A 25588-nucleotide genomic window follows, 5' to 3' on the forward strand; every position below is an offset into this window, starting at 1 on the left:
ATGACACATTATCGCTGGAGTGGCGGTTCTGTGAACTGCTTCATAAAAGCGTCTGGAAAAGTAAGAATAAAGAGAAAAACCAGGTGGGATTTCTGCCCGTTTGCCGTAAAACGCCGACAAACGGGCAGCAAGAATTACAGAGAACGGCTCTCCAGTAAGTCGGTCAGCGCGGTATCATTTTTTAGCTGCTGCCAGGCTTGCTCGACGTCCTGGGGTATATCAACATGTACGATAAAATCGTGTCCACAGGGCCCGTAGCCAGTTGCATCATCACGCAGACGCGGAAGTTCACCGGTAATGAGAGAAAGGTAGCGTTCTACCGACCACAGACCTTCTGCGGCAGGCACAAAATCCACGCCGTTGTGCTGTTGAGACAGTTCAGGGATGAAACCAGGGAAACTCAACCAGCGCGGCGCATGCGGCTCATCGCGGGTGACGCGCTGAAACGTGGCCATTGTGCGGCGTTGCATAGTGGGATCCTGCACCACTATGACGGTATGAATACTTTCTGCCGCCTGATTCAGTAATGCACAGCTAAACCGGGTATTCTCACCGCAGTTTGTCGACTGATCTTCCACCCAAATTTTCTCACCCGGAATTTGCCAGAACTGGTGAGCAATATCGGCAAGGATCGCCGCTTCCGCGCGTCCGGTAGTACGAATGATGTTATAACGCGGATGCTGGGCAATCGCATCATACAGAAAGCGCGTGGAATGACCGATGCCACCGCTAATCAGCAAGGGAACCTGTTGCTCTTTCGCGATCCGACAGGCGGCGTCGATGGTCGGAATAACCGCGTTTCCTGCCAGAATCACGCAATCTGACTGAACGGTGATATTCCCCGTAAAATCATTCTGCGCCAGCCATCGCCCTACGGTATTGATAGCCGCAAGGGTGGTTGCGGAAAGTGTCGGAAACTGACTCATATTGATGACTCCTGGTGTTTATTCGTCGCAGAATACGGCACTCTATCACAATGGCCAGGTGAGAGCGCTGAAAGACGAAAAGGGAGCCAAGTAGGGCAAGATTACGAAACCCCGCGCCCCGCAAGGACTGACGCGAGGTACTCTCTGTCCATCGTCGCTCTTCTCAGCCCTGCTTTGAATTCCTTATTTTCTGTCAAAATATTTACCGCAATATGTCTTATACCAGAAAATATGACCACATATTACTCACAGCATCCCAGCCTGCACCTCAAGGGCGACTGGCTGAAAGAGGCAGGATTTGAGACCGGACGCGGCGTGACGGTGAAGATTTCAGACGGGTGCATTGTGCTGATGGCGGACTGTAACGAGGTGCAGGAGCTCCGCGAGCAGCTTTATCTGGCGAAGCAGGTGGTTAAGGGAATTAAAGACGGGATGTTTAGTATGCTGAACGGGGATTAAATAATAAAAAACCGGAAGTTTTTTCTTCCGGCTTTTACATTGCTCAATAGAATATTGAGACTTATCTACTACCGTAAACCGCAATAACTTCACAGGTTTTTATATCAAGATCCACATTTGTATCAAAAACCTCGATTCCACCGCATCCTATATCCATCCAGTTTTCATCTGTTATTTCTACTGAATAAAATCTGATAGAATATATTTCCTTACCAATATCTTTTCGCATATGTTGTTTAAATGAAATATAGAAATTGCTTATATCATATATTCCATTATCTTGAGCCGCGACTATAGCCTTTAATAAATACGGAGTGTATTTCTTATCAATAGTAAAAATAAATTCATTTTGGTTCATACATTCCCCCGTTATAAAGGTGTTGCATCACTATGGTTGCTGACTCTACCAAAAATCTTCCAGAACCCGCCACTTGGTGTTCCTAAAGCATCAGTATAATCAGGGAATGTACTATTCGCACGGTTATGAATATTTATATCAGTTGACGAGAATACATCACTATTGTGATAGTCACCAGCTTTATTCGTCCGGTTAAAACCTCTGTCCGAATAATCGCCGTGCGTATGATATTGCCCGACTGGCGTCGAACCTTTGGGTAAACCTCCTGCAGAGTCTTTAAATGTCGGTGCTGTTCTGCCAGTTCCTAAACGACCACGTGTATATCCATAAGAACCGTCTTTAGCTCTGTATATAATCCCGCCGTATTCTCTGTTTTTAAATATAGACATCGGATTATATTTATTTAAAGCAGCTCTTGCTGCATCGTCTGCACTTGAAAAACCGCTGGTACATTTTCTTAATCCAAGCGGATCGATCCACGTCAGTGGATTCGGCGCATATGCATACTGATTCAGTCCCCCCGCCAGCCCTATCGGGTCCGGCGTAATAAACCGCCCCATATCCGGCGCATAATACCTGAATGTATTGTAGTGAAGCCCCGTTTCCCTGTCCAGATACTGACCCGCGAACCGCAGGTTCTCTTCCGGCGCACCACCCCATATCTTCCGCCACCTGCTTCCCTCTTCATCCGCGTATTCCGACCGCGTTTCTCCCCACGTATCCACATCCTGACGCCAGTGCAGTTTCCCGTCCTCATCCGTCAGCGCCTGCGGCATACCGTTATGGCTGCAGCGGTAGTAGTCCACACGCTGTTTGTCGCCGGTGCCGTAAACCCTCGCCAGCGGCGTGTAACTCCCCGCCCCTTCGTACACGTACACCAGCGACTGTCCGTTGCGGGTCTCCGCCAGTAGCCGGAACCCTTCCCACACAAAGGTCGTCACCTCCTGCGTCCCGGTGACACGCCCGTCATCCGGCGCAGATACCGTCACCTCGCTGCGCTTTTCTGTTCGCCGCCCAAACGGATCGTAGGTAAAAATCACCCGGTGTCGCGTATTTCCGGCCCCGGTTGCGTCCGGTGTGTCCAGCACCGCTTCCGTCATCCGGTGTTCACTGTCATAACCGTAGCGCCACAGGCCACCCGGGCCCGGTTTCTGCACCATCCGGCCGTAAACATCATACCTGCACGCACCATTACCGCACTGAGGCTGCCGGTTATACTTCAGCGACAGCCCTGCCTGCGACGCCGTCAGCAGGTTACCCGCCACATCGTACGTATGATGCGTCACCCCACGAAAACTGGTGTCGTGGCGACAGACGTGGTCACCGTCATCGTAATGGTAGCCCTGATAGCGGTAGTCGCTGATTTGCGTTTCACTCAGCAGGTTGTGGCGGCTGTCGTACTGCCAGTGCCACGCCTCCACCGGCCGCATCCCGTTCTCTTTGCGGTAGATTTCCCGGCGCGCCTGCCGCCCCAGTCGGTCATAACGCGTGCGTGTCGTCAGGCCGCCCTGCGTTCGACTGATTTCCCGGTGCAGGTTGTCACGGGTAAATTCCGTAATCAGCCGCTCATCCAGGCTGATACTCAGCGCATGACCGCTGCCGTAGTACAGCGTTTTCAGGCTGCGGCCATCCGGTAGCCGGACGGATGTCCGGTTACCCAGTTCATCCAGGCTGTAGCTCACCCGGCCTGAGTTATTCTCTTCCGACGTCAGCCGCCCCAGCCGGTCGTGCTCCAGCAGCACGCGTTGCGCAGGGCTCTCCGCTCCCGGTGGATAAAACAACGCCATCTGCAGGAGCCCTCCCGCCGTGTACCGGTAGACCGTGTGCCCGTCCGGCGTTTGCTTACCGGTCACTTCCCCGGCTGCGTTATACTGCCAGCGGTGCGTCAGCGCATCCGGCGTGCCGGCCGCCCAGGTTTTACTGACCACCCGGTCACAGACATCGTATTCGTAGTGGGTGATAACACCATCCAGACCCCGCTCTTCCGTCAGATGCCCATTTATGCCGTGGATAAACCGGTACAGCTCACCACTTTCGTTATACAAACGCGTCAGCCGGTTGCGCGCGTCATATTCACGCCGCACGGTATGGCCCAGCGGGTCGGTCACCACGCTCACCCGCCCACAGGCATCATACTGCCAGCGCACCGGATTATTGTGTCCCACCCGGTAGCTTTCCGGCAGCCCCTGTGCCGTCCAGGACAGGCTGGCCGTCCAGTCCTCCGCACCGGAAACCATTTTTAGCCTGCCTGCCGGGCTGTAAACATAGCGGGTACTCTCCCCGGCCGCATCCACCTCCTCGGCCAGCCTGTAAGCCGCATCGTACCGGTACTGCGTTGCTTTCCCGGAACAGTCCTGAACGCTGATAAGCTGCCCACGCTCATTACAGCTAAAGCGTTGTACGCCGCCCTTTTCATCTGTGAATTCGACGACCTGGCCCCATTCATCACGACGGTAATAGCAGCACAGCCCGAGTGCATTGATTTCTGCACGCAGACCAAAGTTCGCATCATAAAAATACTGGTGTACGCTTCCCTCCGGCCCGCTGACCTGAACAGGCAGCGCCCGGTCTTCAAGCCAGCGTGTACAGACGGCCCGGCCCAGCGGGCCGGTCTCCAGAATCATGTTTCCCGCATTATCATAGTGATATGCTCTGCTGGCACCCAACGGGTCGACGGTACGCGAAAGCTGCCCGTCCTCGTTCCACTCATAGCCCCATACCTGCCCGGATTCATCGGTGTACTTCTCCACCAGATAGCGATGATCCCATTCATGCCGGTGCGTTTCGCCACCGCCATGGGTGACGGTGGTCACGCCCTGTGTCAGGTCATAACCAATCGTGGCGCTGTCACCTCCGCGGGACTCATAGGCCACCACCCGCCAGCCGTCGCTGAACTTTTTCCACTGATAGCGGTGACGGGCCCCGCCGGGCATCCGGTGCCCTGCCATCAGGGCGTCCGGGGTGTAATCAAATTCACGCAGGCAGACATCATCCGCATCGGTCACACGGCACAGTTCCCCCTGCGGGGTGTAGTCGTAGGACATCAGTAGCCGATGAACCGGCTCGCCACCGGGGGTGTCCGGGGTGAGCATATGCTCAGTGATCCGGGTCGGACGCTGCGGGGAGTGTAAGTCCTGATAATGCAGCACCACCCGCAGGCTTTCCTGGGTATCGGTAATCGCCTGCAGGCGATCCTGTTCGTCATAATGGAGCCGCAAGCCATTGCCATAATTATCCGACAGCAGGTGCAGGCGCAGCTGCGAGGGCGCTAGCGGGTGCGGAAGATAGAGCCGCCAGGTGGCGCCGTCCAGATCACCAATCACCACCATGCCCTGTTCGCTCTGCGCAAATAACAGTCCTTCATCGGGACTGAATCCTGCCTCACCCGGCGGGGGACAGACAAAACGGAGTTCGCGTCCCCCTTCATCATGGAAGCAGGTGTATTCCTCCTCCCTGACCACGCGGGTTTCAAATGCGGTGCGCCAGCCGCGACCAAAGAGCCCTTCATGCGGGTTACGGCTGTTGTAGATGCGCTGCCAGATGAGAGGGAAACGGGCCGGGAGCTCAAAATCACAGTCCTCTTCCCCGCTCAGAACCTTCGCGCCCGTCGCGGCATGTACCGGATTCCACAGTGCCCGCACAGATTCGCCAATCTTACTGGCAAGCATTGCCGCCGCCATCCCCATTATCATGCAGGGAAGCTGTTTCAGTAGCTTAGTGGGGCGGCACGTCAGGACGGAAAGCGCGAGCAGCGCGGTTTCCACGCCGGGTGATTTGCCGCTATGAATAGGGCGAACCACAACCGGTTTCCCCCCGATGATGACGTTGGGAGAGACCACCGTAGAAACGGTGCCGCCGCAGGTTGTCCGGTCTCCGGTGCGGACAGCAGGCAGACCATTGATACTGACCTGAGAAGAGCCTTCGGCCATAAACTGTATGGGATTCGGTGGGTGTTTTTCGCATAGCACCACATCGTGCTCAGCTTCCACCACTCCGCCTGACGGCCCGGCCACGACAGGGTTAATCAACTCTCCCAGCAGTTCGCTGCCATAGCTGAACAGTGCAGACACCCCGTTCAGCACTTTCATCCCGGTGGACATCCGGGCGTCCTCTTCTTCCCGCCGTTTCTTCTCTTCCGCCTCCATTTTTTCCCGCGTGGCGTTTTCGGCAGCAGTCATCAGACGCCCCGCAGCTCTGACGGCAGGCAGACTATTGGTCTGCACATTTAAAGAGCCCGTCACAATTTTCCCCTGCGGTGACGGGGGGGAGATAAAGTTTGCCGCGCCCTGAGCAATATCGCCGACAACCTCAGAAGCACCCGATAACGAAACGGTCAGCCCTCCGACAATGCCCGCGGCTGTACAGGTTGTTGCGGCGGCTGACGCTGCCGCAACCGTCGCAGCTGACACGCCTGCAGCAGTTGCCGCCGCGGCGGCAAGAGGGGCTGCAGCAGCAACCACGACGACCCCAACAGCAACGCAAATAGCCGCTTCAAAAGCTCCCTCCAGTATATCGGCCAGAATACTGGTATGAATGATGTCGTCGCCCAGACGGGCGGCGTTCGGATTGCTCATGGCAAAACGTCCTCTGTCTGATCTCAGTCCCTGTCCAGCGTATTTTTAACCTGCAGCCAGAACCGTTCGTCCTCTTCGCTAAAGGTATTCAGTGCGGTGCAGGTCAGCATCAGCAGCCGCCGTTCTGGCATCAGTACGGCCAGCTGGCGCTGGCAACAAAAATAAGGTTCACGAAGATATGTAGCCGTCGTTTCCCGGGCGGGACAGTCAGGCAATAAAGGCAACGTTAATGTGACGGGTGGCGTCTGTTGATAGTTATCGATCTGTGCAGCCACCTGTGCCCACTGGAATACCAGTTCGTCATCAAACGACCTGTCCCCGGCAATAACTGCGCGGGTGATCACCAGTGAGGTGTGGGTGCGGGTATTGCGGATAACCTGCATCGTGCAGTCAAGCCAGTCTTCTCCGGTCAGCGCCAGATGGCCTTCATTCATGCGGTAAATGGCGTTCATTTTCCGCCCCCCGTCTCTTCGGGGAATAATCCCTGTATAATGCTGGTTAAGTCTTTTTTATGGTTTTTACCGACAACGCCAATAGCCGGGGCGGGCTCTTCCGGATTCAGGCCCAGCATAGCTGTGCCTGTCGTAATGAGACTGTTACCCTCAGCCACGATGTTAAACGCCTTGCCCTTAAGGTTAATCACGCCCCCGGCATGCAACTCCAGTGCACTCTCCCCACATTCCAGCCGGATCATGGAACCTGATCCGATGACCACGTTTCCCGCGCTTTGCATTATCCTGTCGCCGCCGTTAAAACAGGTCACATCGGTTTTGACATTCACTTCCTGAAACTGCCGAATATTGAGCAACTGGTGCCCGTCAATTTTGACATCTTCGTTGGCGGTCACGACTTTCAGCCGGTTATTGCCCACTACCAGACTCTGGTTACGAATGATCGCCGTATCCTGATCGTTGAGTACCGTCGTCTTCATGTCCTTCTGCGCATGCATCGACAACAGTTCCTGACCTGTTTTATCCTCGAACATCAGCTCGTTATACCCGCTGCCCTTGTACGTCTTCGACCGTATCGTCATCTGCGTCTTCGTCCCCGGCAGACCGCCAGGCGGCGGGTTATCCGCATGGTACGTCCGCCCCATGATGATTGGCTGGTCAGGGTCCCCGTTCAGGAAGTCCACTATCACCTCCTGTCCCACCCGCGGTATCGCCAGGTTGCCGAACCCCGGTCCCGCCCACGCCTGCACCACCCGTATCCAGCACGAGCTGTCCTGGTTCGCCGGGTTATACCGGTCCCAGTTAAACTTCACCCGCACCCGGCCATGTTCGTCACAGAAGATTTCCTCCCCCTCCGGGCCGGTAACAGTGGCTGACTGCGGGCCGTCCACTGACGGCTTTTCCATTGGCCGGGGCCGCCACGTCCTGTCCGCCGGTATCACCGTAAAATCATTCTCAAGGGTGGTCCCTGAACCGGAACGCCCCGCCACCGCCTGCGGCTGTTTCCCCTGCAAATCGCTGCTCACCACCTGCCATTCACGGTTCAGGCCCGCCTGCGGATGTTCCGTCAGCTGAATACGCCGCCCCGGCCATATTGCCGGAGAACGACTTTTTCCCTGCGCCTCTTCGGCATTATTGCGCCAGCCCTCCACCTGCCAGCGGGCGAAGTTCTGCCCGTGGTCGTCCTTGAAGCGCCCCGGATAATCAAACACTTCATACTGTGTACGCTGATAATCCTGGTTCTGCCCCTGCTGCTCAAAGCGGCCCGCCCAGCCGGGGCGTTTAAAGGTGTAGTCCTTGCCAATGACAGAAGAGGGGCGTATCTGTGCGCTGTGGCGGAACTGGCTGATGCACGGCGTGCTCACTTCGGTCCGGGTATTCGGGTTCCACGGGATGTCAAACGCCTCCGGCAGAAAGCGCACCGTGTCACACAGCACCAGACTCTGGTCGTCGCTGTCAGGCGAGTGCTCTTCGTAAAAGAACAGTCCTTCCTCCGCCGCCATCCGCGCCAGAAAGTCATAATCCGTTTCACCGTACTGCACGCAGAATTCCCGCGCCGGATGCGCCTCACTGAACAGCGGACTCCAGTCCGTCACCCCGTTTTCCTGCAATATCGTCCCCAGAATGCTTTTAATGTCCTCATTCTGAAAAATACGGGAGTTCTGCCGCAGGGAGGCACGCCACACCGGTGGCCGGACAATCATGCTGTACAGCATCTGGTGTCCGTCGTTTTCCCCCTGCTCAAACCAGGTCACAATACCGTTCACCCGGCGCTGTATCTCCGTGCCCTGCCAGATTTTAAGATGGGCTGTTTTTTCCAGTACCTGAGAGAAATCAATGCTGAGAAGCTGCTGGCTGACCAGCGAAATATTGAGGGTGAACAACGAGGAAAGGGACTGCTCCAGGTGAAAGGACGCCACGGCCAGCGCATCCGGTGGCAGGTCGTCCACCTCCAGTGTGAAACGTAATCCTGTAGACATAAAAAAACTCCTGGGATAAAGCAGTAAACACACTCATATCGAAAGCTATTGTGAGTGATTTTTATTTACTATTTCGAGTGTTAACCTTTTTATATGCAAGCCGAATAAATTCATCATGAGAATATTTAAAAAACAACTTAATGAATCATTAAAAAACATATAGATTACGTTATATAATGACATTGAGCATAATTATAAAAACACAATCTTTTCATTCACTAAATCAATGGAATCATTGCAATACAGACTTTTAAAAATCGGATTCACAGAACAAAAGGAAACAATATTAAGTATATGAATAAATGCCATCTATATATACAATGCTACCGCCACACCATGATTATCTATCTGCACCCTGGCAGCATACTCTTATTATATTTTATTCAACATACTTCGTATTATTTTCAGAATTCATAAATAAACCCGGCGCTTATGCTAACCGGGTTTATTAAAGAGCAAGAAAATGTATAACGTAGTCAGCCGCTAATCTGCTCCATCGCCTGCAGAATACGTTTATCGGAGATCGGATACGGCGTACCAAGCTGCTGGGCAAAATAGCTGACGCGCAGCTCTTCTATCATCCAGCGGATCTCTTTGACATCGGCATCTTGACGGCGTGCGGGAGGCAGTTTATTGAACCACTGCTGCCAGGCCTGCTGCACACTGTCCACTTTCAGCATCTGTGCACGGTCACGGTGCGGGTCGATAGCCAGTTTTTCCAGACGTTTTTCAATAGCCTGCAAATAACGCAACGTATCACCCAGACGTTTGAAACCATTGCCGGTAACAAAGCCACGATACACCATTCCGCCCATTTGCGATTTGATATCCGCGAGACCCAGCGCCATGGTCATATCCACACGCCCTTTCAGACGTTTATTGATATTAAACACTGCGGTCAGGATCTGTTCGACCTGCTTCGCAATCTCCACCACCGTATCGTTCAGTTCAGCCCGCACTTTTTCATGCAGCGCGGTAAAGCCTTCTTCAGTCCACACCGGGCCACCGTTGGCGTCAATTAACTGATCCACACCGCAGGAGATACAGTCGTCAATCAAATCCAGAACTTTACCGTATGGGTTAAAGTACAGCCCCAGCTTGGCTTTATTGGGCAGCTTCTCGTGCAAGTATTTGATTGGCGAAGGAATATTCAGCAGCAACAGGCGGCGTAAACCGCACCACATCGCCTGCTGTTGTTCCAACGGATTATCAAACAGTTTGATGGCAACGCTGTCACGCTCATCGACCAGCGCCGGCCACGCTTTCACCTTATAGTTACCGCGTTTTTGTTCGTAACTTTCCGGAAGTTGACCGAAGCTCCAGATGTGCAACCCACTCTGTTCGATGCCGTCATCGGCCACCGCAGACAATGTTTCCTGAACTTTACCCTTCAGCGCATCCTTCAAATCTTGCAGCGAACGCCCTTCCTGTAGCGTCTTATTTTTATCATCCACCACCCGGAAGGTGATTTTTAGGTGATCGGGCACCTGATCCCAGTGCCAGTCTTCACGGTCAACGGTAACGCCGGTCATGCGGCGCAGTTCACGCTCCAGCGAGTCCAGCAGCGGCAGTTCCAGCGGTGTGACGCGGCCTAAAAACGCTTCCGCATAGTTCGGCGCGGGCACAAAGTTGCGTCGTACCGGTTTTGGCAACGACTTAATCAGGGCGATCACCAGTTCGCGGCGCAGCCCCGGGATTTGCCATTCAAAACCGCTCTCTTCGATCTGATTAAGCAGCGGGAGTGGAATATGTACGGTCACACCGTCCGCATCTGCTCCAGGTTCGAACTGGTAGCTCAGGCGCAGCTTAAGGTTACCCTGATGCCAGAAGTTCGGATAATCCAGCTTACTGATTTTCTCCGCACCCTCTTTGATGAGCATGCTCTTTTCAAAGTTGAGCAGATCCGGTGTTTCACGGCTGACCTTTTTCCACCAGCTATCAAAGTGACGAGCAGAAACCACGTCATGGCTGATGCGTTGGTCGTAAAACTCAAACAGCGTCTCATCATCGACCAGAATGTCGCGACGGCGTGATTTGTGTTCTAACTCTTCCACTTCAGCCCGTAACTTCAGATTGTCACGGAAAAACGCATGGCGCGTTTGCCAGTCGCCTTCCACCAGCGCATGACGAATGAACAGTTCACGCGACAACGCGGGATCGATCTGGCTGTAATTTACCTTACGGGCCGCAACAATCGGTAAGCCGTAGACAGTGACTTTTTCTGTCGCCATCACAGCACCCTGCGCGCGTTCCCAGTGCGGTTCACTGTATGAACGTTTGATCAGATGCTGGGCTACCGGTTCCACCCATTCGGGATCGATACGCGCGGCAATACGTCCCCACAGTCGGCTGGTTTCCACCAGCTCGGCGACCATCGTCCACTTCGGCGGTTTTTTGAATAAACCTGAACCCGGGAAGATCGAGAAGCGAGCGTTACGCGCCCCGGTAAACTCCTGTTTATCGGTATCTTTCATCCCGATGTGCGACAGTAAACCGGTCAGCAACGCGACGTGGATCTCCCGATATTCAGCGGGTTCGCTGTTGACCGGAATACCCAACTCTTTCACCACCTGGCGCAGTTGCGTGTAGATATCCTGCCACTCACGCACGCGCAGGTAGTTCAGAAAATCAAGTTTGCACTGGCGACGGAACTGGTTTGACGACAGCGCTTTTTGCTGCTCGCCGAGATAGTTCCACAGGTTCACAAATGCAAGAAAATCAGACTCTTTGTCATGGAAGCGGCGGTGCTTCTCGTCGGAAGCCTGCTGCTTGTCCATCGGGCGCTCGCGCGGATCCTGAATGGACAGCGCTGAGGTAATGATCATCGCTTCGCGCACACAACCATGTTTTTGCGCTTCCAGCACCATTCGCGCCAGCCGTGGGTCCACCGGAAGTTGCGACAGCTGACGGCCCAACGGCGTTAACTTGTATGCGGTTGCCTGTTCGTCGGTGGTTATCGCCCCCAGCTCTTCGAGCAGGCGTACACCGTCCTGAATATTGCGCTTATCCGGCGCTTCAACAAACGGGAACGCCGCGATATCGCCCAGCCCCAACGCGGTCATCTGCAAAATAACGGATGCCAGGTTGGTACGCAGGATCTCCGGGTCGGTAAACTCCGGGCGCGACAGGAAATCGTCTTCGGAATACAGACGAATACAGATCCCTTCCGAAACACGACCGCAGCGACCTTTACGCTGGTTAGCAGAGGCCTGCGACACCGGTTCAATCGGCAAGCGCTGAACTTTGGTGCGGTAACTGTAACGGCTGATACGCGCGGTGCCCGGGTCAATTACGTATTTGATTCCCGGAACGGTCAGCGACGTTTCCGCAACGTTGGTCGCCAGCACGATACGGCGACCGCTGTGCGACTGGAACACGCGGTTCTGTTCGCTGTTTGAAAGACGCGCATACAGCGGTAGCACTTCGGTATGGCGCAAATCCAGCTTATTCAGCGCATCGGCGGTATCGCGAATTTCACGTTCGCCGCTCATGAAGATCAGAATGTCGCCAGGCCCTTCACGCCCCAGTTCATCTACGGCATCAAAAATTGCCTGCAGTTGGTCACGCTCAGTGTCATCTGCATCTTCAACAATTGGACGATAGCGCACTTCCACCGGATACGTTCGGCCGGAGACTTCGATAATCGGCGCGTTATTGAAATGCTTTGAAAAACGTTCAGGATCGATGGTCGCCGAAGTGATGATAATTTTTAGATCCGGGCGACGCGGTAGAAGTTCTTTCAGATAGCCGAGTAGAAAATCGATATTCAGACTGCGTTCATGCGCTTCATCGATGATGATGGTGTCGTACTGCATTAGCAGCCGATCCTGTTGGATTTCTGCCAGCAGGATACCGTCCGTCATCAGCTTGACCATGGTGTTATCACTGACATGATCGCTGAAACGTACCTTATAACCGATACAGCCGCCCGGCTCGGTCTGCAGCTCTTCCGCAATACGGTTCGCCACGGTGCGCGCCGCCAGACGACGCGGCTGGGTATGGCCTATCAGCCCTTTTACCCCGCGCCCCAGTTCCATACATATTTTGGGTAACTGGGTGGTTTTCCCCGAACCGGTCTCACCGGCGACAATCACCACCTGATGGTCGCGAATAGCCTCCAGAATATCCTGTTTTTTCTGGCTGACGGGCAGGTTTTCCGGGTAGCTAATTTCCGGACGAGCCGCTTCACGCAGCACAACTTTACCGGCTGCCAGCTCAATCTCTTTCGCCATCTCCTGGTAAATGGCCTGTTGTGCATCAGGATTTTTAACCTTCTTCACACCGTGCAGGCGGCGGGCAAAACGCTGTCTGTCACGCAGCATCAGTGAGTCCAGCTGTTGCTGCAACATGTTGAAGGTTAATTTTTGTTGTTCTGTCATAGCGTTAAAAGGCAGTGCTCTGCCGGGTTAAATCTCTTTTAGATGATGGGTATAGAGTACCACATCGGCGCTTTTCATGTGTTGTTCAATAATTTCGAACATAGGATTCGATATATTGCGCTATCACTGCGACAGGATTGTGAATAAAGTGTCAACAAGCAACGGGGCACTACCCCTTCAAACACATAAAAGGAAACACCCATGAGCAAGGTATTAGTTCTTAAATCCAGTATTCTGGCAGGGTACTCTCAGTCTGGTCAGTTGTCTGATTATTTTGTTGAACAGTGGCGTGAAAAGCACTCTGCTGATGAAATCACTGTCCGCGACCTGGCTGCAAATCCTGTACCGGTACTGGATGGCGAACTGGTGGGTGCGATGCGCCCGAGCGATACACCGCTGACGCCGCGTCAGCAAGAAGCGCTGGCGCTGTCCGATGAGCTGATTGCTGAGCTGAAAGCGCATGATGTGATTGTTATCGCCGCGCCGATGTACAACTTCAACATCCCAACGCAGCTGAAAAACTACTTTGACCTGATTGCCCGTGCAGGTGTGACTTTCCGTTATACCGAGAAAGGCCCGGAAGGTCTGGTGACAGGTAAACGCGCGGTGGTGCTGACCAGCCGTGGTGGTATCCATAAAGATACCCCGACCGACCTGATCACGCCGTATCTGAACGTATTCCTGGGCTTTATCGGCATCACCGACGTGAACGTCGTCTTTGCGGAAGGCATTGCGTACGGCCCGGAAGTGGCGTCTAAAGCACAGTCCGACGCGAAAGCCGCTATCGACAGCGTGGTAGCTGCCTGATAATTCCCCCTCTCACCATCCGGTGGGAGGGTTTCTCCGACACTTACTTCTTTCCCTGCATCTGTATCTGTTTGCCGTGAATGCGATTAATATCACGCCAGATGGTTGCATAATCCCTGCATTTCGCCAGATTCTCTTCCCAGCAATGAAGCAAAAATTGTTCAGGCTCCGCGACATCCCGGCTTAACAGCTTGAATACCCAACGATTCCAGACATACCACTTGAGAAGCCACATGATTTCACCCTACGACGCGACCGGTGTTGGACTATATCAGCATCCATTTTATGCCGTGTGGCAACTATTGCGATGTCGATGAATAATCCAGCGTCGTGTCCCTCTGGCTGTGTGAAAAAGCGATTTACTCTTTTCTCAACCACTTACCATTAATACCCTGCACATACTCTCCCGGTTTAGCACGAGCAACCAGCTTTTGCCCGGCCATTTTTGCCACTTCATCTGGCGGAATATTATTGCTCTCAGCCAGTTGCTGATAGCTGGCGTTGCGCGCTTTATTAATCTCACTCACCAGCGCCTGCGTTTCGGCATCGGTTTTCAATGCCACCAGATAGCCATTGCGCGTTTCCCCTACTCGCCCCTGAGTTCTGGCTTCATTCAGGGTCAATGCCCACGTATTGCTGCTGAGTAAACTTAGGACGACCAGCGCCACTGCAAACTGTTTTCTCATCATGACCTCAGAACAAATCGCTGCGCGATTTCAATAAACTTTCGACGTCTTTATCAACTTTGATATGGATCTCATGCTCAATTTTGACGTTCATATTAATGGTAATGGGCTCTTTTGGCGCAGCCACTTCGATTCTGGGAGTACATCCTACCAGCAGAGATGAAGTCAGCAGACCCAGCATGGCAGCTATCGTTTTCATTGTTGTTCCTCACATTCCTTGCCTTCCGGGCAATGGGTTTCCGGCAGCGCTGCATTTTGTTCAAGCCATGCCTGTAAATTGTCGCCAAAACGCAAACTGCGCCATAGCGTAAAGACGTTTTCCTCGTGGGTATAATTCAAATTAACCGTACCTACTTTGCCATCTACCCGACTATTGCCAGTCACGGTTGACTGCATGGTTAAGACACCGAGGTTATCCAGATTTATTTTCGTCCACGAATGGCTTATTTCCATATAACGCAGCCAGTTAATGGCCGCCCCCGCCGCCATGTTATCTTTGACGACCGCATCCGCTGTGTCCTTATCAATACGCAACGTCATCGGCCCTGGATTAGTCAACCAGCCGTCTTTAATGATCCATTTTTCGTTGTCCAGCCATAATGGCAACGCACCACTGACCGGGCCAGACATGGCGAACTGTTTGGGGTTAACCGCACTGATAAGCTCGCTGGAAGAGATATTCTGCACCCGCAATAAGGCCGGGTCGTGCTGCGGCATCCGCAGTTGCTGCATGATGATTTTGCCACCCAGCAGGTCGGCACTGACATCGCTCAACAGTAACGGGTTGTTTTCACTCCAGGGGTACGCCCCCTGCAGATCGGCGGCGATATTCTTCACCGTCACCTGATTCACCACTTCCGCAATACGCAGTGAAATAGGTCCACGCGTACCCAGTTGCCATGCGCCTTCACTGAACCGGAAAGGCAATACAAAATCGACACCGTTGATTTGGTTATCGGGCATCCAGGCGCTACCGCCTTTTAACACCCCATGACCGCCTGCTTCAAAGCCCTGCTCCGGGGCTGCCGAAAACGCGACTTGCGCATACAGATCACCTTCACGTAGCTTCATTTTCCAGTCAGGTGGAACCAGAGGTTGGAATACGGTGAGCGATTGTTTTGGCCACCATGCCTGTCCGCGCAGACGGATACCGTCCCAACGACCATTCAGCTGTACGGGCCCAATCGCCCCCGCGTGAAGCTGGCCTTTGAACTGGAAAATTGTCGGATCGCTACCTTCCACGCTGAACTTCAGCGTCGATGGTGGTAACACGCTTCCCCCGGTGAAGGTGGTGTTCCCTGCGTCCAGCGACAGCGCGCCGCTAAATGTCGGTTTGGTTGCATCCCGTACCCAAACTATCGGTTCGTCCATCACCAGACGCGGATTTTCCACCTTCATCGTGCCGTATTGCAGATGATCAAATCCGGTAGAAAGATCAAATAGCTTCAGGGTGTTGTCATGCCATTCTCCCTTACCCGCTACGTCCCAACGGGCATGCATCGGCGTAAAGCTGCCTTCCCCCCAATATCGCCACTGCCAACGACCGGCATCAGGAAGAAAATCATTTGCCAGGCCATCCAGATGCAGTTCAAAGCCCCCCATCTGGTTTTCATGCGCACGTAAAATAGCCTGCAGACGCCCATCCACACCACGTTGCGTGACTTTTACGCCTGCCAGCGGCCAGCGAATCTCGTCAATATCCAGCGAATCAATCACCCTCCCACGTGAGCGCAGCAGCGCTCCTGGCTCAAAAGCCAATTGCGGATCGTTCAGACTTCCAGTGAGTCTGGCGGGTAATTTCGCGTAGAAGATCAGATCGCCCTGTTTCGCTTCACCGGTCAACTGTAGCGGCATATCGCTACTATCCATGCCAAGCTTACCCGGCCCCAGCGTTAATACGGCATTTCCTTTACCGGCGTCGCCATGCGTCAGAACGTTCAGACGCCCGCTCACCACCGCGTTTTCCAGTCCGGCCTGCCAGTTTTCAACTTTTATGCCCAACCGCCCGCTTAACGGGAATCCCTGATAAGGCCAGTTCCAGCGTCCGTCGCTGATGGTCAGTTGCTGGCGTGTTATTTCCCACGGAAGGTCCAGCAGCGGATCGGCATTATCACGCGCCATGACAATCAGTTGTCCGCTGTTTTCTTGCCACTCCAGTTCGGCGTCCACAAGCGTAGGCTCTTGCGGCAGACTTAACGTCGCAACCGCATGACCGCTTACCGGTAGCCCATCGGGAACCAGTGGCATAGTAAATTCACCGACCAATTTTACCGGCGGCTGGCCTTCAAATGCCGCAACATCCAGCTCAGTTACCGTGAGGTTTTGTCCGTGCAAACGCCCCTGGAATTTAACTTTTTCACCCTGGTAACGCAGCTGTTGAGTGGTGGGAGTGAGCGAGAGTGACAGTTTTCCCTGCCATTCCTGCCATGGAGAAAGAATAAGTTTGTCGATGTTAATCCAGGTATTGGGCAGCATTGACTGCCATTCAGCCAGCGTTTTAGGCGCTGCCGGCGATGGCTCTGCCTGCGGCAATTTGGCCAGGCAAGCTGAATCCAACTCAATGGTCCCGACATTCAGCGACCAGCGGCTGGGGTGAGACAGATCCGCCTGAGTGATGCGTGCTAGCGGGCAATCTTCAACCAGATAGCGGAGTTCAGGTATATGCAACCCATGCCGTGTCAGCCGCGGGCTCTCATCCAGCGCGATGCGTGTTCCAACGGGTAACCAGATACCTACCAACGTAGGCACCCACAGGCCAAGCGTCATCACTAGCGTCAGCGGCACGAGAATCAATAATAAGAGGAGTGCCAGAACGGCTTTATATTTACCCTTCATGGGTAGTTAATATCCTGATTTAGCAAAAATTTAAGCCGGTTTAGGCCTGTATTGTGGCATGTTTAACTGGATATGCCCACATTAAGGATAGATAACCGATTTCCAGGCACGCTGTTACACGTGCCGTCTGGGATATTAAGATTCAGACTCAATGAGGCCTAAGTTGTCCATCGCTATGTTTAGGTCCGATACGACCTGCTTCTATCAGAATTTCCTCAATGAGTTCTTCGAGGCACTCCCTACCATGATGATCGCAGACCAGATGTACCTGCCGGGAAATCTCATCAGGTTTCATACCATCGCATAATGCCGCCTTGAGCATTAGGGTGGCCCATCGTTTTGCTTCAGAGTGAGTCAGCATAACCCCTCCCGATAATTGCTACCTGTATAAGCGTAGCTGTCCGGATGTGATTCGGCTGGCTTTTTACCTGCCGCGATATTCGGGGGGTGAGTTGGATAGAAAAATATCCAGTTGTTGAAATTGTGTAACCTGCCCACACTAACAACAGATGCGCTGACATTATTCATTACGCCTATGACTATCAATAACTTTTTAGATTTTGTAAAATAATTTGAATTGGATTAATGTGACGTCAAAATCACTGGAGAAAGTCTTATGAAACTCGCCATCTATAGTACAAAACAGTACGACAAGAAGTATCTGCAGCAGGTTAACGAGGCTTTTGGTTTTGAACTTGAATTCTTTGACTTTCTGTTGACGGAAAAAACAGCGAAAACCGCCCATGGCTGTGAAGCTGTGTGCATTTTCGTCAACGACGATGGCAGCCGCCCCGTTCTGGAAGAACTGAAAAAGCATGGCGTGAAATACATTGCGCTGCGTTGTGCCGGGTTCAATAACGTCGATCTCGACGCAGCAAAAGAGCTGGGTCTGCAGGTGGTGCGTGTTCCAGCTTATTCACCAGAGGCCGTCGCTGAGCATGCGATTGGCATGATGATGACGCTGAATCGCCGAATTCACCGCGCCTACCAGCGTACCCGTGATGCCAATTTCTCTCTTGAGGGGCTGACCGGTTTTACTATGTATGGCAAAACCGCTGGGGTGATCGGTACCGGTAAAATCGGTATTGCTGCACTGCGGATCCTGAAAGGTTTTGGTATGCGTCTGCTGGCGTTCGATCCTTACCCGAGCGCTGCTGCGCTGGAGCTAGGCGTTGAATATGTCGATCTTAAAACGCTGTTTGCCGAGTCAGATGTCATCTCTCTGCACTGCCCGTTAACACCGGAGAATTATCATCTGCTCAATCACGAAGCCTTTGAACAGATGAAAAACGGCGTGATGGTCATTAACACCAGTCGTGGTGCATTGATCGACTCACAAGCCGCTATCGATGCGCTGAAAAACCAGAAAATTGGTTCTCTGGGTATGGACGTGTATGAGAACGAACGCGATCTGTTCTTTGAAGATAAATCCAATGACGTCATTCAGGATGATGTGTTCCGTCGTCTGTCAGCCTGTCATAACGTGTTGTTCACCGGACATCAGGCGTTCCTGACAGCTGAAGCGTTGACCAGTATTTCTGAGACTACGCTACAGAATCTGGCCCAAATCTCCAAAGGCGAGACCTGTCCAAACGCCCTCTTCTAATTCCTGTGCTCCCCTGGCGTCAGGGGAGCATTTTCAGATAATCACCGATGATAAAACAGTCAGTATCATTATTATATTGAATGTATTCCCGTCACAAACGTAGAGAAATTTAATGAAGAAAGTTGTCACGTTGATTGCGCTCAGCATGCTGATGGCTGGCTGTGTGAGCAATGGAAAAGTTTCCGTCAATCGCGAACAGTTGCAGCATCACCGCTTCGTTTTGCAAAGCGTGAATGGTAAAGCCGTCACCACCACCAACAACCCACCTGAGTTAAGTTTTGGCGAAAACATGACGGTATCAGGAAAGATGTGTAATCAATTCCGCGGTCAGGGCAAGCTGTCCGACGGTGAGTTGAAGGTAAAAGATATGGCGATGACGCGTATGATGTGCGCCGATCCACAGCTTAACGCGCTCGACGGGATCGTCAGCGAAATGTTTAAGCAAGGCGCACAGGTCGATCTAACTGCTGACCAGTTAACGCTGGCGACAGCAGAACAAACACTGACGTATAAACTCGCGGATTTAATGTAGGAAACGTGGTGGCTTAATAGCTCCCACAACTTCCGGCGGCAAGCGACTGCTCACTACAGCGTTTGCCGTTGGGTAGCGCACACATCCCGATAGCAGAACCATCCAGTTGACGAGCAACAGAGAGCGAACCGCCAATCATGGCGCAATTAGCTTCTCCTGAACTGGACATTGCTGCCTTCATGCCCGGTGCGACATGCGCGGCGGTTGCCTGCTGAACAGGTTCGCTGCTACAAGCCGATAATAATAACGCGGCACATCCTACCCAAAACGCTGCGCGCATCTTACTCCCCTCTGAATATTAACCAAACGACACAGCCATAAATAATAGGCAGCGGAAACACCGCCGTCGAGAGGCAAAATACGCATTTATGCGTACTGTTTACATTTTCTGGCAATTTTTTGCCTGCTCCTTTGATCAAACCATTCATTCTGTTTATTCCAGGGACACAAAAGCGAAAATCTGTCTTTAGCGCTTTTGCTAAAATAGAAAGATAACTACAGGATTCGCCGCTGTTACGCGTGTCCCTCTTTTTGCGCAATGTAAGGGTGTCAGTATGATCACAATTGACGGTAATGGTGCGGTTGCTTCAGTCGCATTTCGTACCAGCGAGGTTATCGCCATCTACCCGATTACGCCCAGTTCGACGATGGCTGAACAGGCAGATGCCTGGGCCGGGAACGGGCTTAAGAACGTGTGGGGGGATACCCCTCGCGTCGTAGAAATGCAGTCAGAAGGCGGTGCGATCGCAACCGTTCATGGCGCGTTGCAGACCGGTGCGCTCTCTACGTCGTTTACCTCATCGCAGGGCCTGTTGCTGATGATCCCAACGCTGTACAAACTGGCCGGTCAGTTGACCCCGTTTGTACTGCACGTTGCGGCTCGCACAATTGCTACTCACGCATTATCAATCTTTGGCGATCATTCCGACGTGATGGCGGTGCGCCAGACAGGATGTGCAATGCTGTGTGCCAGCAGCGTTCAGGAGGCACAGGACTTTGCGCTGATTTCGCAAATAGCCACCCTGAAAAGCCGGGTTCCGTTTATTCATTTCTTTGATGGTTTCCGTACATCCCATGAAATCAATAAAATTGTGCCACTGGCCGACGACACGATCCTCGGACTGATGCCGCAGGCGGAAATCGATGCTCATCGCGCTCGGGCGCTTAATCCTGAGCATCCGGTTATTCGCGGTACATCTGCGAACCCGGACACCTATTTTCAGTCACGCGAGGCAACAAACCCGTGGTACAACGCGGTTTACGATCATGTAGAACAGGCGATGAACGATTTCGCCGCAGCGACAGGTCGCCAGTACCAGCCATTTGAATATTACGGCCATCCTCAGGCTGAGCGCGTCATTATCTTAATGGGATCGGCGATTGGAACCTGCGAAGAAGTCGTTGAAGAACTGCTGGCGCATGGCGAGAAAGTCGGCGTTCTGAAAGTGCGTCTGTTCCGTCCATTCTCTGCCAGACATTTACTGCGCACGCTTCCGGAAACCGTACGCAGCATCGCCGTCCTGGATCGCACCAAAGAGCCCGGCGCACAGGCCGAACCATTGTATCTGGACGTGATGACCGCGTTAGCAGAAGCCTTCAACTGTGGCGAGCGAGAAACGCTGCCGCGCGTGATTGGCGGACGTTATGGCCTTTCTTCCAAAGAGTTTGGTCCAGACTGCGTGATGGCGGTCTTTAATGAGCTGAGCAGCGCGAAGCCGAAACCTCGCTTTACGGTCGGCATCTATGATGATGTCACCAACTTGTCGCTACCGTTACCGGAAAACACCCTGCCCGGTACGGCTAAGCTCGAAGCGCTGTTTTACGGGCTGGGCAGCGACGGTAGCGTGTCAGCCACCAAAAACAATATCAAAATTATTGGTAACTCGACGCCATGGTATGCGCAGGGTTATTTCGTCTACGACTCGAAAAAAGCAGGCGGTCTGACGGTTTCCCACCTGCGCGTTAGCGAGCAGCCTATTCGATCAGCGTATCTGGTTTCACAAGCCGATTTTGTTGGCTGTCACCAGCTGCAATTTATCGATAAGTATCAGATGGCCGAGCGCCTGAAACCAGGCGGTATCTTCCTGCTTAATACGCCATACAGTGTGGATGAAGTCTGGGGTCGTCTACCACAGGAAGTTCAGGCGGTACTGAATCAGAAGAAAGCCCGATTCTACGTGATTAATGCGGCCAAAATCGCCCGCGAATGCGGTCTGGCAGCGCGTATTAACACCGTTATGCAAATGGCCTTCTTCCATTTGACGCAAATCTTACCCGGCGACAGCGCGTTGGCTGAATTGCAGGGGGCGATTGCGAAAAGTTACAGCAGTAAAGGACAGGACCTTGTTGAACGTAACTGGCAGGCTCTGGCCCTGGCGCGCGAATCCGTCGCCGAAGTAGCACTCCAGCCGGTTGATCCGCACAGCGCAAACCGACCACCGGTGGTTTCTGATGCCGCACCTGATTTCGTGAAAACCGTCACCGCGGCAATGCTCGCCGGTCTGGGTGATGCCCTCCCCGTATCAGCGTTGCCGCCAGACGGCACCTGGCCAATGGGCACCACGCGTTGGGAAAAACGCAACATCGCCGAAGAGATCCCCATCTGGAAGGAAGAGCTGTGTACCCAGTGTAACCACTGCGTTGCCGCTTGCCCGCACTCGGCAATCCGCGCCAAAGTGGTTTCACCTGAAGCGATGGAAAACGCCCCTGCCAGTCTGCATTCTTTGGATGTGAAATCACGCGATATGCGCGGTCAGAAGTATGTCCTGCAGGTTGCACCAGAGGATTGCACTGGCTGTAATCTGTGTGTCGAAGTTTGCCCGGCAAAAGATCGCCAAAACCCGGAAATCAAGGCCATCAATATGATGTCGCGCCTTGAGCATGTTGAAGAAGAAAAAGTTAACTATGACTTCTTCCTCAATCTGCCGGAGATCGACCGCAGCAAGCTTGAACGCATTGATATCCGTACCTCGCAGTTAATCACTCCGCTGTTTGAATATTCCGGCGCCTGTTCTGGTTGTGGTGAAACGCCGTATATCAAACTGCTTACGCAGCTGTATGGCGACCGCATGCTGATCGCTAACGCGACCGGCTGTTCATCGATTTATGGCGGTAACCTCCCCTCAACGCCGTATACGACCGATGCCAATGGTCGTGGACCTGCGTGGGCAAACTCTCTGTTCGAAGATAACGCTGAGTTTGGTCTGGGCTTCCGCCTGACGGTGGATCAACACCGTGTGCGCGTCATGCGTTTGCTGGAGCAGTTTGCGGATAATATTCCGGCTGAACTGAATGACGCCCTGCATGCAGAAGCGACGCCAGAAGTACGCCGTGAGCAAGTTGCTGCGCTGCGCCAGCATCTGAAAGATGTCGAAGGTGCACAGCAACTGTTAACCGATGCCGACGCGCTGGTCGAGAAGTCCATCTGGCTGATTGGCGGCGACGGCTGGGCTTACGATATTGGTTTTGGCGGGTTGGATCACGTCCTGAGCCTGACCGAGAACGTCAATATTCTGGTGCTGGATACCCAGTGTTACTCCAACACGGGTGGACAAGCGTCGAAAGCCACGCCGCTTGGGGCGGTTACCAAGTTTGGTGAGCACGGCAAGCGCAAGGCTCGCAAAGATCTTGGCGTCAGCATGATGATGTACGGGCATGTTTATGTCGCACAGATTTCTCTGGGCGCCCAGTTGAATCAGACGGTCAAAGCTATCCAGGAAGCTGAATCCTACCCCGGCCCGTCGCTGATTATCGCGTATAGCCCATGTGAGGAGCATGGCTATGACCTCGCGCTAAGCCACGATCAGATGCGTCAACTCACGGCTACCGGATTCTGGCCGCTGTACCGCTTTGACCCACGCCGAGCAGACGAAGGTAAGCTGCCGCTGGCGCTCGACTCGCGCCCACCGTCAGATGCGCTGGCCGAAACATTGCTTAACGAGCAGCGTTTCCGCCGCCTGAACGCCCAACAGCCAGAAGTTGCAGAACAGCTGTGGAAGGATGCAACGGCTGATTTGCAAAAACGCTACGACTTCCTGGCCCAACTGGCAGGCAAAGCGGAAAAGAGCGGTACCGAATAATACGTTTTTCTCAGTATTAGCCCGGAACCAAAAAAAAAGCCCGAACAGTTGTTCGGGCTTGTCAATTTATTCGCTGGCTAATTAATAAGTGTCATCAATATACCAACGAAAAATAAAACGTGACAATAAAGGCATATAACACGCGCAGAATAGCCCAACAAAATTCAATTGTATAATTTTTATTTTATATATATTTTACAAACTCATTCACGGCAATTATCACTATTTCCGTAGAATTATTTGTTTAAGGTTTTACTTAAGACGTAACAATTCATATTTATCTCTTTACGGAACTTCTCCTTTAGCATGCTTTTACTCCCTACATGGGTGGTCACAGGTTAATAAAAAAACTAAAGGATTATTTCAATGAACAGAAAAGTACTGGCTCTCGTAATTCCTGCCCTGCTGGCTGCAGGCGCAGCTCACGCTGCTGAAGTTTATAATAAAGACGGCAACAAATTAGATCTCTATGGCAAAGTAGACGGCCTGCATTATTTCTCTGACGACGCTAACAGCGATGGCGATCAGACTTATATGCGTATGGGCTTCAAAGGCGAAACACAGGTTAATGATATGATCACCGGTTATGGCCAGTGGGAATATCAGGTTCAGGCCAACGGCACCGAAGGTGATAAAGGCGACTCCTGGACTCGTCTGGCATTCGCAGGTATTAAAGTCGGCGACTACGGTTCATTCGACTACGGCCGTAACTACGGCGTAATGTACGACGTTGAAGGCTGGACCGATATGCTGCCAGAATTCGGTGGCGACTCTTACACCAAAGCTGACAACTTCATGACCGGTCGTGCAAACGGTGTTGCAACCTACCGTAATACTGACTTCTTTGGTTTGGTTGACGGTCTGAACGTTGCGCTGCAGTACCAGGGCGCGAACGAAAATCAGTCACCAGAGCAGGAAGGCACCAATAACGGTGGCGCCGATCGTAACATGAAGAACTCCAACGGTGACGGCTTCGGTATCTCCTCTACCTATGATTTGGGTATGGGCGTAAGCTTCGGTGCAGCGTACACCTCTTCTGACCGTACTAATGAGCAGGTTAACGATTCTACCGCTGGTGGCGATAAGGCTGACGCATGGACTGCCGGCCTGAAATACGACGCCAACAATATCTACCTGGCAACCATGTACTCCGAAACCCGCAATATGACCCCGTATGGTGGTTCAGACGGTAGCGATAATACTATTGCCAACAAAACGCAGAACTTTGAAGTGACTGCACAATACCAGTTCGACTTCGGTCTGCGTCCGGAAGTTTCTTTCCTGATGTCTAAAGGTAAGGATTTGACTATGCCTGGTACTGCTGCAAGCCCAGCAGGAACAAGCGGCGACAAAGATCTGGTTAAATATGCTTCCGTAGGCGCTACTTACTACTTCAACAAAAACTTCTCCACCTATGTTGATTACAAAATCAACCTGCTGGACGAAGACGACAGCTTCTACACTCGCAATGACATCTCTACCGATGACACTGTAGCACTGGGTATGGTTTACCAGTTCTAAATTCGTAAGCCCGCTGGCAACGGCGGGCTATCCTTATTTTCTGTGTAACTCTGTTTTATCTCATTCGAAATATTATATCTGTTGCGTTAAAACACATCTCTGATAGATGATATCTTGCATTAAGGTCTGTAGTAGAGGATACCTGCAATGAATCATCATCCTGTAAAATCATCCCGTATTGCATCCGTCGGCTATGACGAATCCTCTTGCACGCTAGAAATTCGCTTTCACCAGTTGGCTACCCTGCAATATCAGCAGGTCCCTGCCCGTATTTTTCGTGATTTCCTGATCGTGGTCTCTAAAGGCCGATTTTACGATGGGGTAATAAAAGGAAAATTTCCTGAAATCAAAATAAAGTGATGCCAAAATGTGATCGTTGTCATTGTACATAAAGT

Annotated in this window: 18 protein-coding genes and 1 pseudogene; 7 read left to right on the top strand and 12 right to left on the bottom strand. The window is 52.6% G+C overall.

Annotated features, from left to right (window positions below):
- Window positions 1-134: 134 nt before the first annotated feature.
- Both OGY68_RS18440 and OGY68_RS18445 read right to left on the bottom strand, forming a co-directional pair.
- Window positions 135-932 carry a YdcF family protein gene (locus tag OGY68_RS18440; RefSeq protein WP_188093448.1) on the bottom strand — a complete coding sequence of 266 codons (798 nt, stop codon included), beginning with the start codon at window positions 930-932 and terminating at the stop codon, window positions 135-137.
- Window positions 933-1027: 95 nt separating this feature from the next.
- Window positions 1028-1159, bottom strand: a pseudogene (locus tag OGY68_RS18445) (ISAs1 family transposase); the annotation flags it as partial.
- Between OGY68_RS18445 and OGY68_RS18450 the strand changes: the two are divergent.
- Window positions 1158-1385 (top strand): SymE family type I addiction module toxin, encoded by a 228-nt coding sequence (locus OGY68_RS18450; protein WP_100247282.1) that lies wholly within the window; start codon window positions 1158-1160, stop codon window positions 1383-1385. The pseudogene OGY68_RS18445 and the gene OGY68_RS18450 overlap by 2 nt on opposite strands.
- 61 nt (window positions 1386-1446) lie before the next feature.
- Here the strand turns inward: OGY68_RS18450 and OGY68_RS18455 are convergent, their stop codons facing one another.
- From OGY68_RS18455 to hrpA, 5 genes are all read right to left on the bottom strand, one after another.
- Entirely contained in the window at window positions 1447-1743 is a 297-nt protein-coding gene (locus OGY68_RS18455; protein ID WP_125363241.1) for a hypothetical protein, read from the bottom strand.
- A gap of 11 nt (window positions 1744-1754) precedes the next feature.
- The gene (locus tag OGY68_RS18460) at window positions 1755-6317 is read right to left on the bottom strand and encodes an RHS repeat-associated core domain-containing protein (RefSeq protein ID WP_057068749.1); all 4563 of its coding nucleotides are present in this window, start codon (window positions 6315-6317) and stop codon (window positions 1755-1757) included.
- 23 nt (window positions 6318-6340) lie between these two features.
- A complete protein-coding gene (locus OGY68_RS18465) occupies window positions 6341-6769 on the bottom strand; it encodes a DcrB-related protein (protein ID WP_008784877.1) in 429 nt (142 codons plus the stop codon).
- Window positions 6766-8748: a type VI secretion system Vgr family protein gene (locus OGY68_RS18470; protein ID WP_286617313.1), complete on the bottom strand. Its 1983-nt coding sequence runs from the start codon at window positions 8746-8748 to the stop codon at window positions 6766-6768. The genes OGY68_RS18465 and OGY68_RS18470 overlap by 4 nt, the downstream gene beginning before the upstream one ends.
- Before the next feature lie 476 nt (window positions 8749-9224).
- A complete protein-coding gene (gene hrpA, locus OGY68_RS18475) occupies window positions 9225-13127 on the bottom strand; it encodes an ATP-dependent RNA helicase HrpA (protein WP_286617315.1) in 3903 nt (1300 codons plus the stop codon).
- A gap of 201 nt (window positions 13128-13328) precedes the next feature.
- On the opposite strand from hrpA, the gene azoR reads away from it, so the two are divergent.
- Window positions 13329-13934, top strand: a complete 606-nt coding sequence (gene azoR / locus OGY68_RS18480) for an FMN-dependent NADH-azoreductase (protein ID WP_003020341.1) — start codon at window positions 13329-13331, stop codon at window positions 13932-13934.
- Between the two features lie 43 nt (window positions 13935-13977).
- Here the strand turns inward: azoR and OGY68_RS18485 are convergent, their stop codons facing one another.
- From OGY68_RS18485 to OGY68_RS18500, 4 genes are all read right to left on the bottom strand, one after another.
- Window positions 13978-14169, bottom strand: a complete 192-nt coding sequence (locus OGY68_RS18485; protein ID WP_008784880.1) for a hypothetical protein — start codon at window positions 14167-14169, stop codon at window positions 13978-13980.
- Window positions 14170-14293: 124 nt separating this feature from the next.
- Window positions 14294-14620, bottom strand: a complete 327-nt coding sequence (locus OGY68_RS18490) for a YdbL family probable chaperone protein (protein ID WP_057068884.1) — start codon at window positions 14618-14620, stop codon at window positions 14294-14296.
- A 7-nt stretch (window positions 14621-14627) separates the two neighbouring features.
- The gene (locus OGY68_RS18495) at window positions 14628-14819 is read right to left on the bottom strand and encodes a YnbE family lipoprotein (RefSeq protein WP_008784882.1); all 192 of its coding nucleotides are present in this window, start codon (window positions 14817-14819) and stop codon (window positions 14628-14630) included.
- Window positions 14816-17455 (bottom strand): YdbH family protein, encoded by a 2640-nt coding sequence (locus OGY68_RS18500; RefSeq protein ID WP_057068882.1) that lies wholly within the window; start codon window positions 17453-17455, stop codon window positions 14816-14818. The genes OGY68_RS18495 and OGY68_RS18500 overlap by 4 nt, the downstream gene beginning before the upstream one ends.
- A gap of 616 nt (window positions 17456-18071) precedes the next feature.
- Here OGY68_RS18500 and OGY68_RS18505 point away from each other — a divergent pair.
- Window positions 18072-19061 (top strand): 2-hydroxyacid dehydrogenase, encoded by a 990-nt coding sequence (locus OGY68_RS18505; RefSeq protein ID WP_003833196.1) that lies wholly within the window; start codon window positions 18072-18074, stop codon window positions 19059-19061.
- Window positions 19062-19173: 112 nt separating this feature from the next.
- Complete coding sequence (hslJ, locus tag OGY68_RS18510; protein WP_057069038.1) at window positions 19174-19593, top strand: heat shock protein HslJ; 420 nt, start codon at window positions 19174-19176, stop codon at window positions 19591-19593.
- 13 nt (window positions 19594-19606) lie between these two features.
- Here the strand turns inward: hslJ and OGY68_RS18515 are convergent, their stop codons facing one another.
- Window positions 19607-19873, bottom strand: a complete 267-nt coding sequence (locus OGY68_RS18515; protein WP_003833199.1) for a putative hemolysin — start codon at window positions 19871-19873, stop codon at window positions 19607-19609.
- A gap of 274 nt (window positions 19874-20147) precedes the next feature.
- Here OGY68_RS18515 and nifJ point away from each other — a divergent pair, with 274 nt between their 5' ends.
- The 3 genes from nifJ (at window position 20148) to OGY68_RS18530 (ending at window position 25553) form a co-directional block, all read left to right on the top strand.
- Window positions 20148-23672 carry a pyruvate:ferredoxin (flavodoxin) oxidoreductase gene (nifJ, locus tag OGY68_RS18520; protein ID WP_241176483.1) on the top strand — a complete coding sequence of 1175 codons (3525 nt, stop codon included), beginning with the start codon at window positions 20148-20150 and terminating at the stop codon, window positions 23670-23672.
- Window positions 23673-24038: 366 nt separating this feature from the next.
- The gene (ompC, locus tag OGY68_RS18525) at window positions 24039-25193 is read left to right on the top strand and encodes a porin OmpC (protein WP_032943564.1); all 1155 of its coding nucleotides are present in this window, start codon (window positions 24039-24041) and stop codon (window positions 25191-25193) included.
- A gap of 147 nt (window positions 25194-25340) precedes the next feature.
- Window positions 25341-25553, top strand: coding sequence for a KTSC domain-containing protein (locus OGY68_RS18530; RefSeq protein ID WP_003833205.1), 213 nt, complete (start codon window positions 25341-25343; stop codon window positions 25551-25553).
- The last annotated feature ends 35 nt before the right edge of the window (window positions 25554-25588 follow it).

The sequence above is a fragment of the Citrobacter sp. Cpo065 genome (genome assembly GCF_030332805.1).
Classification (GTDB): Bacteria; Pseudomonadota; Gammaproteobacteria; order Enterobacterales; family Enterobacteriaceae; genus Citrobacter; species Citrobacter portucalensis.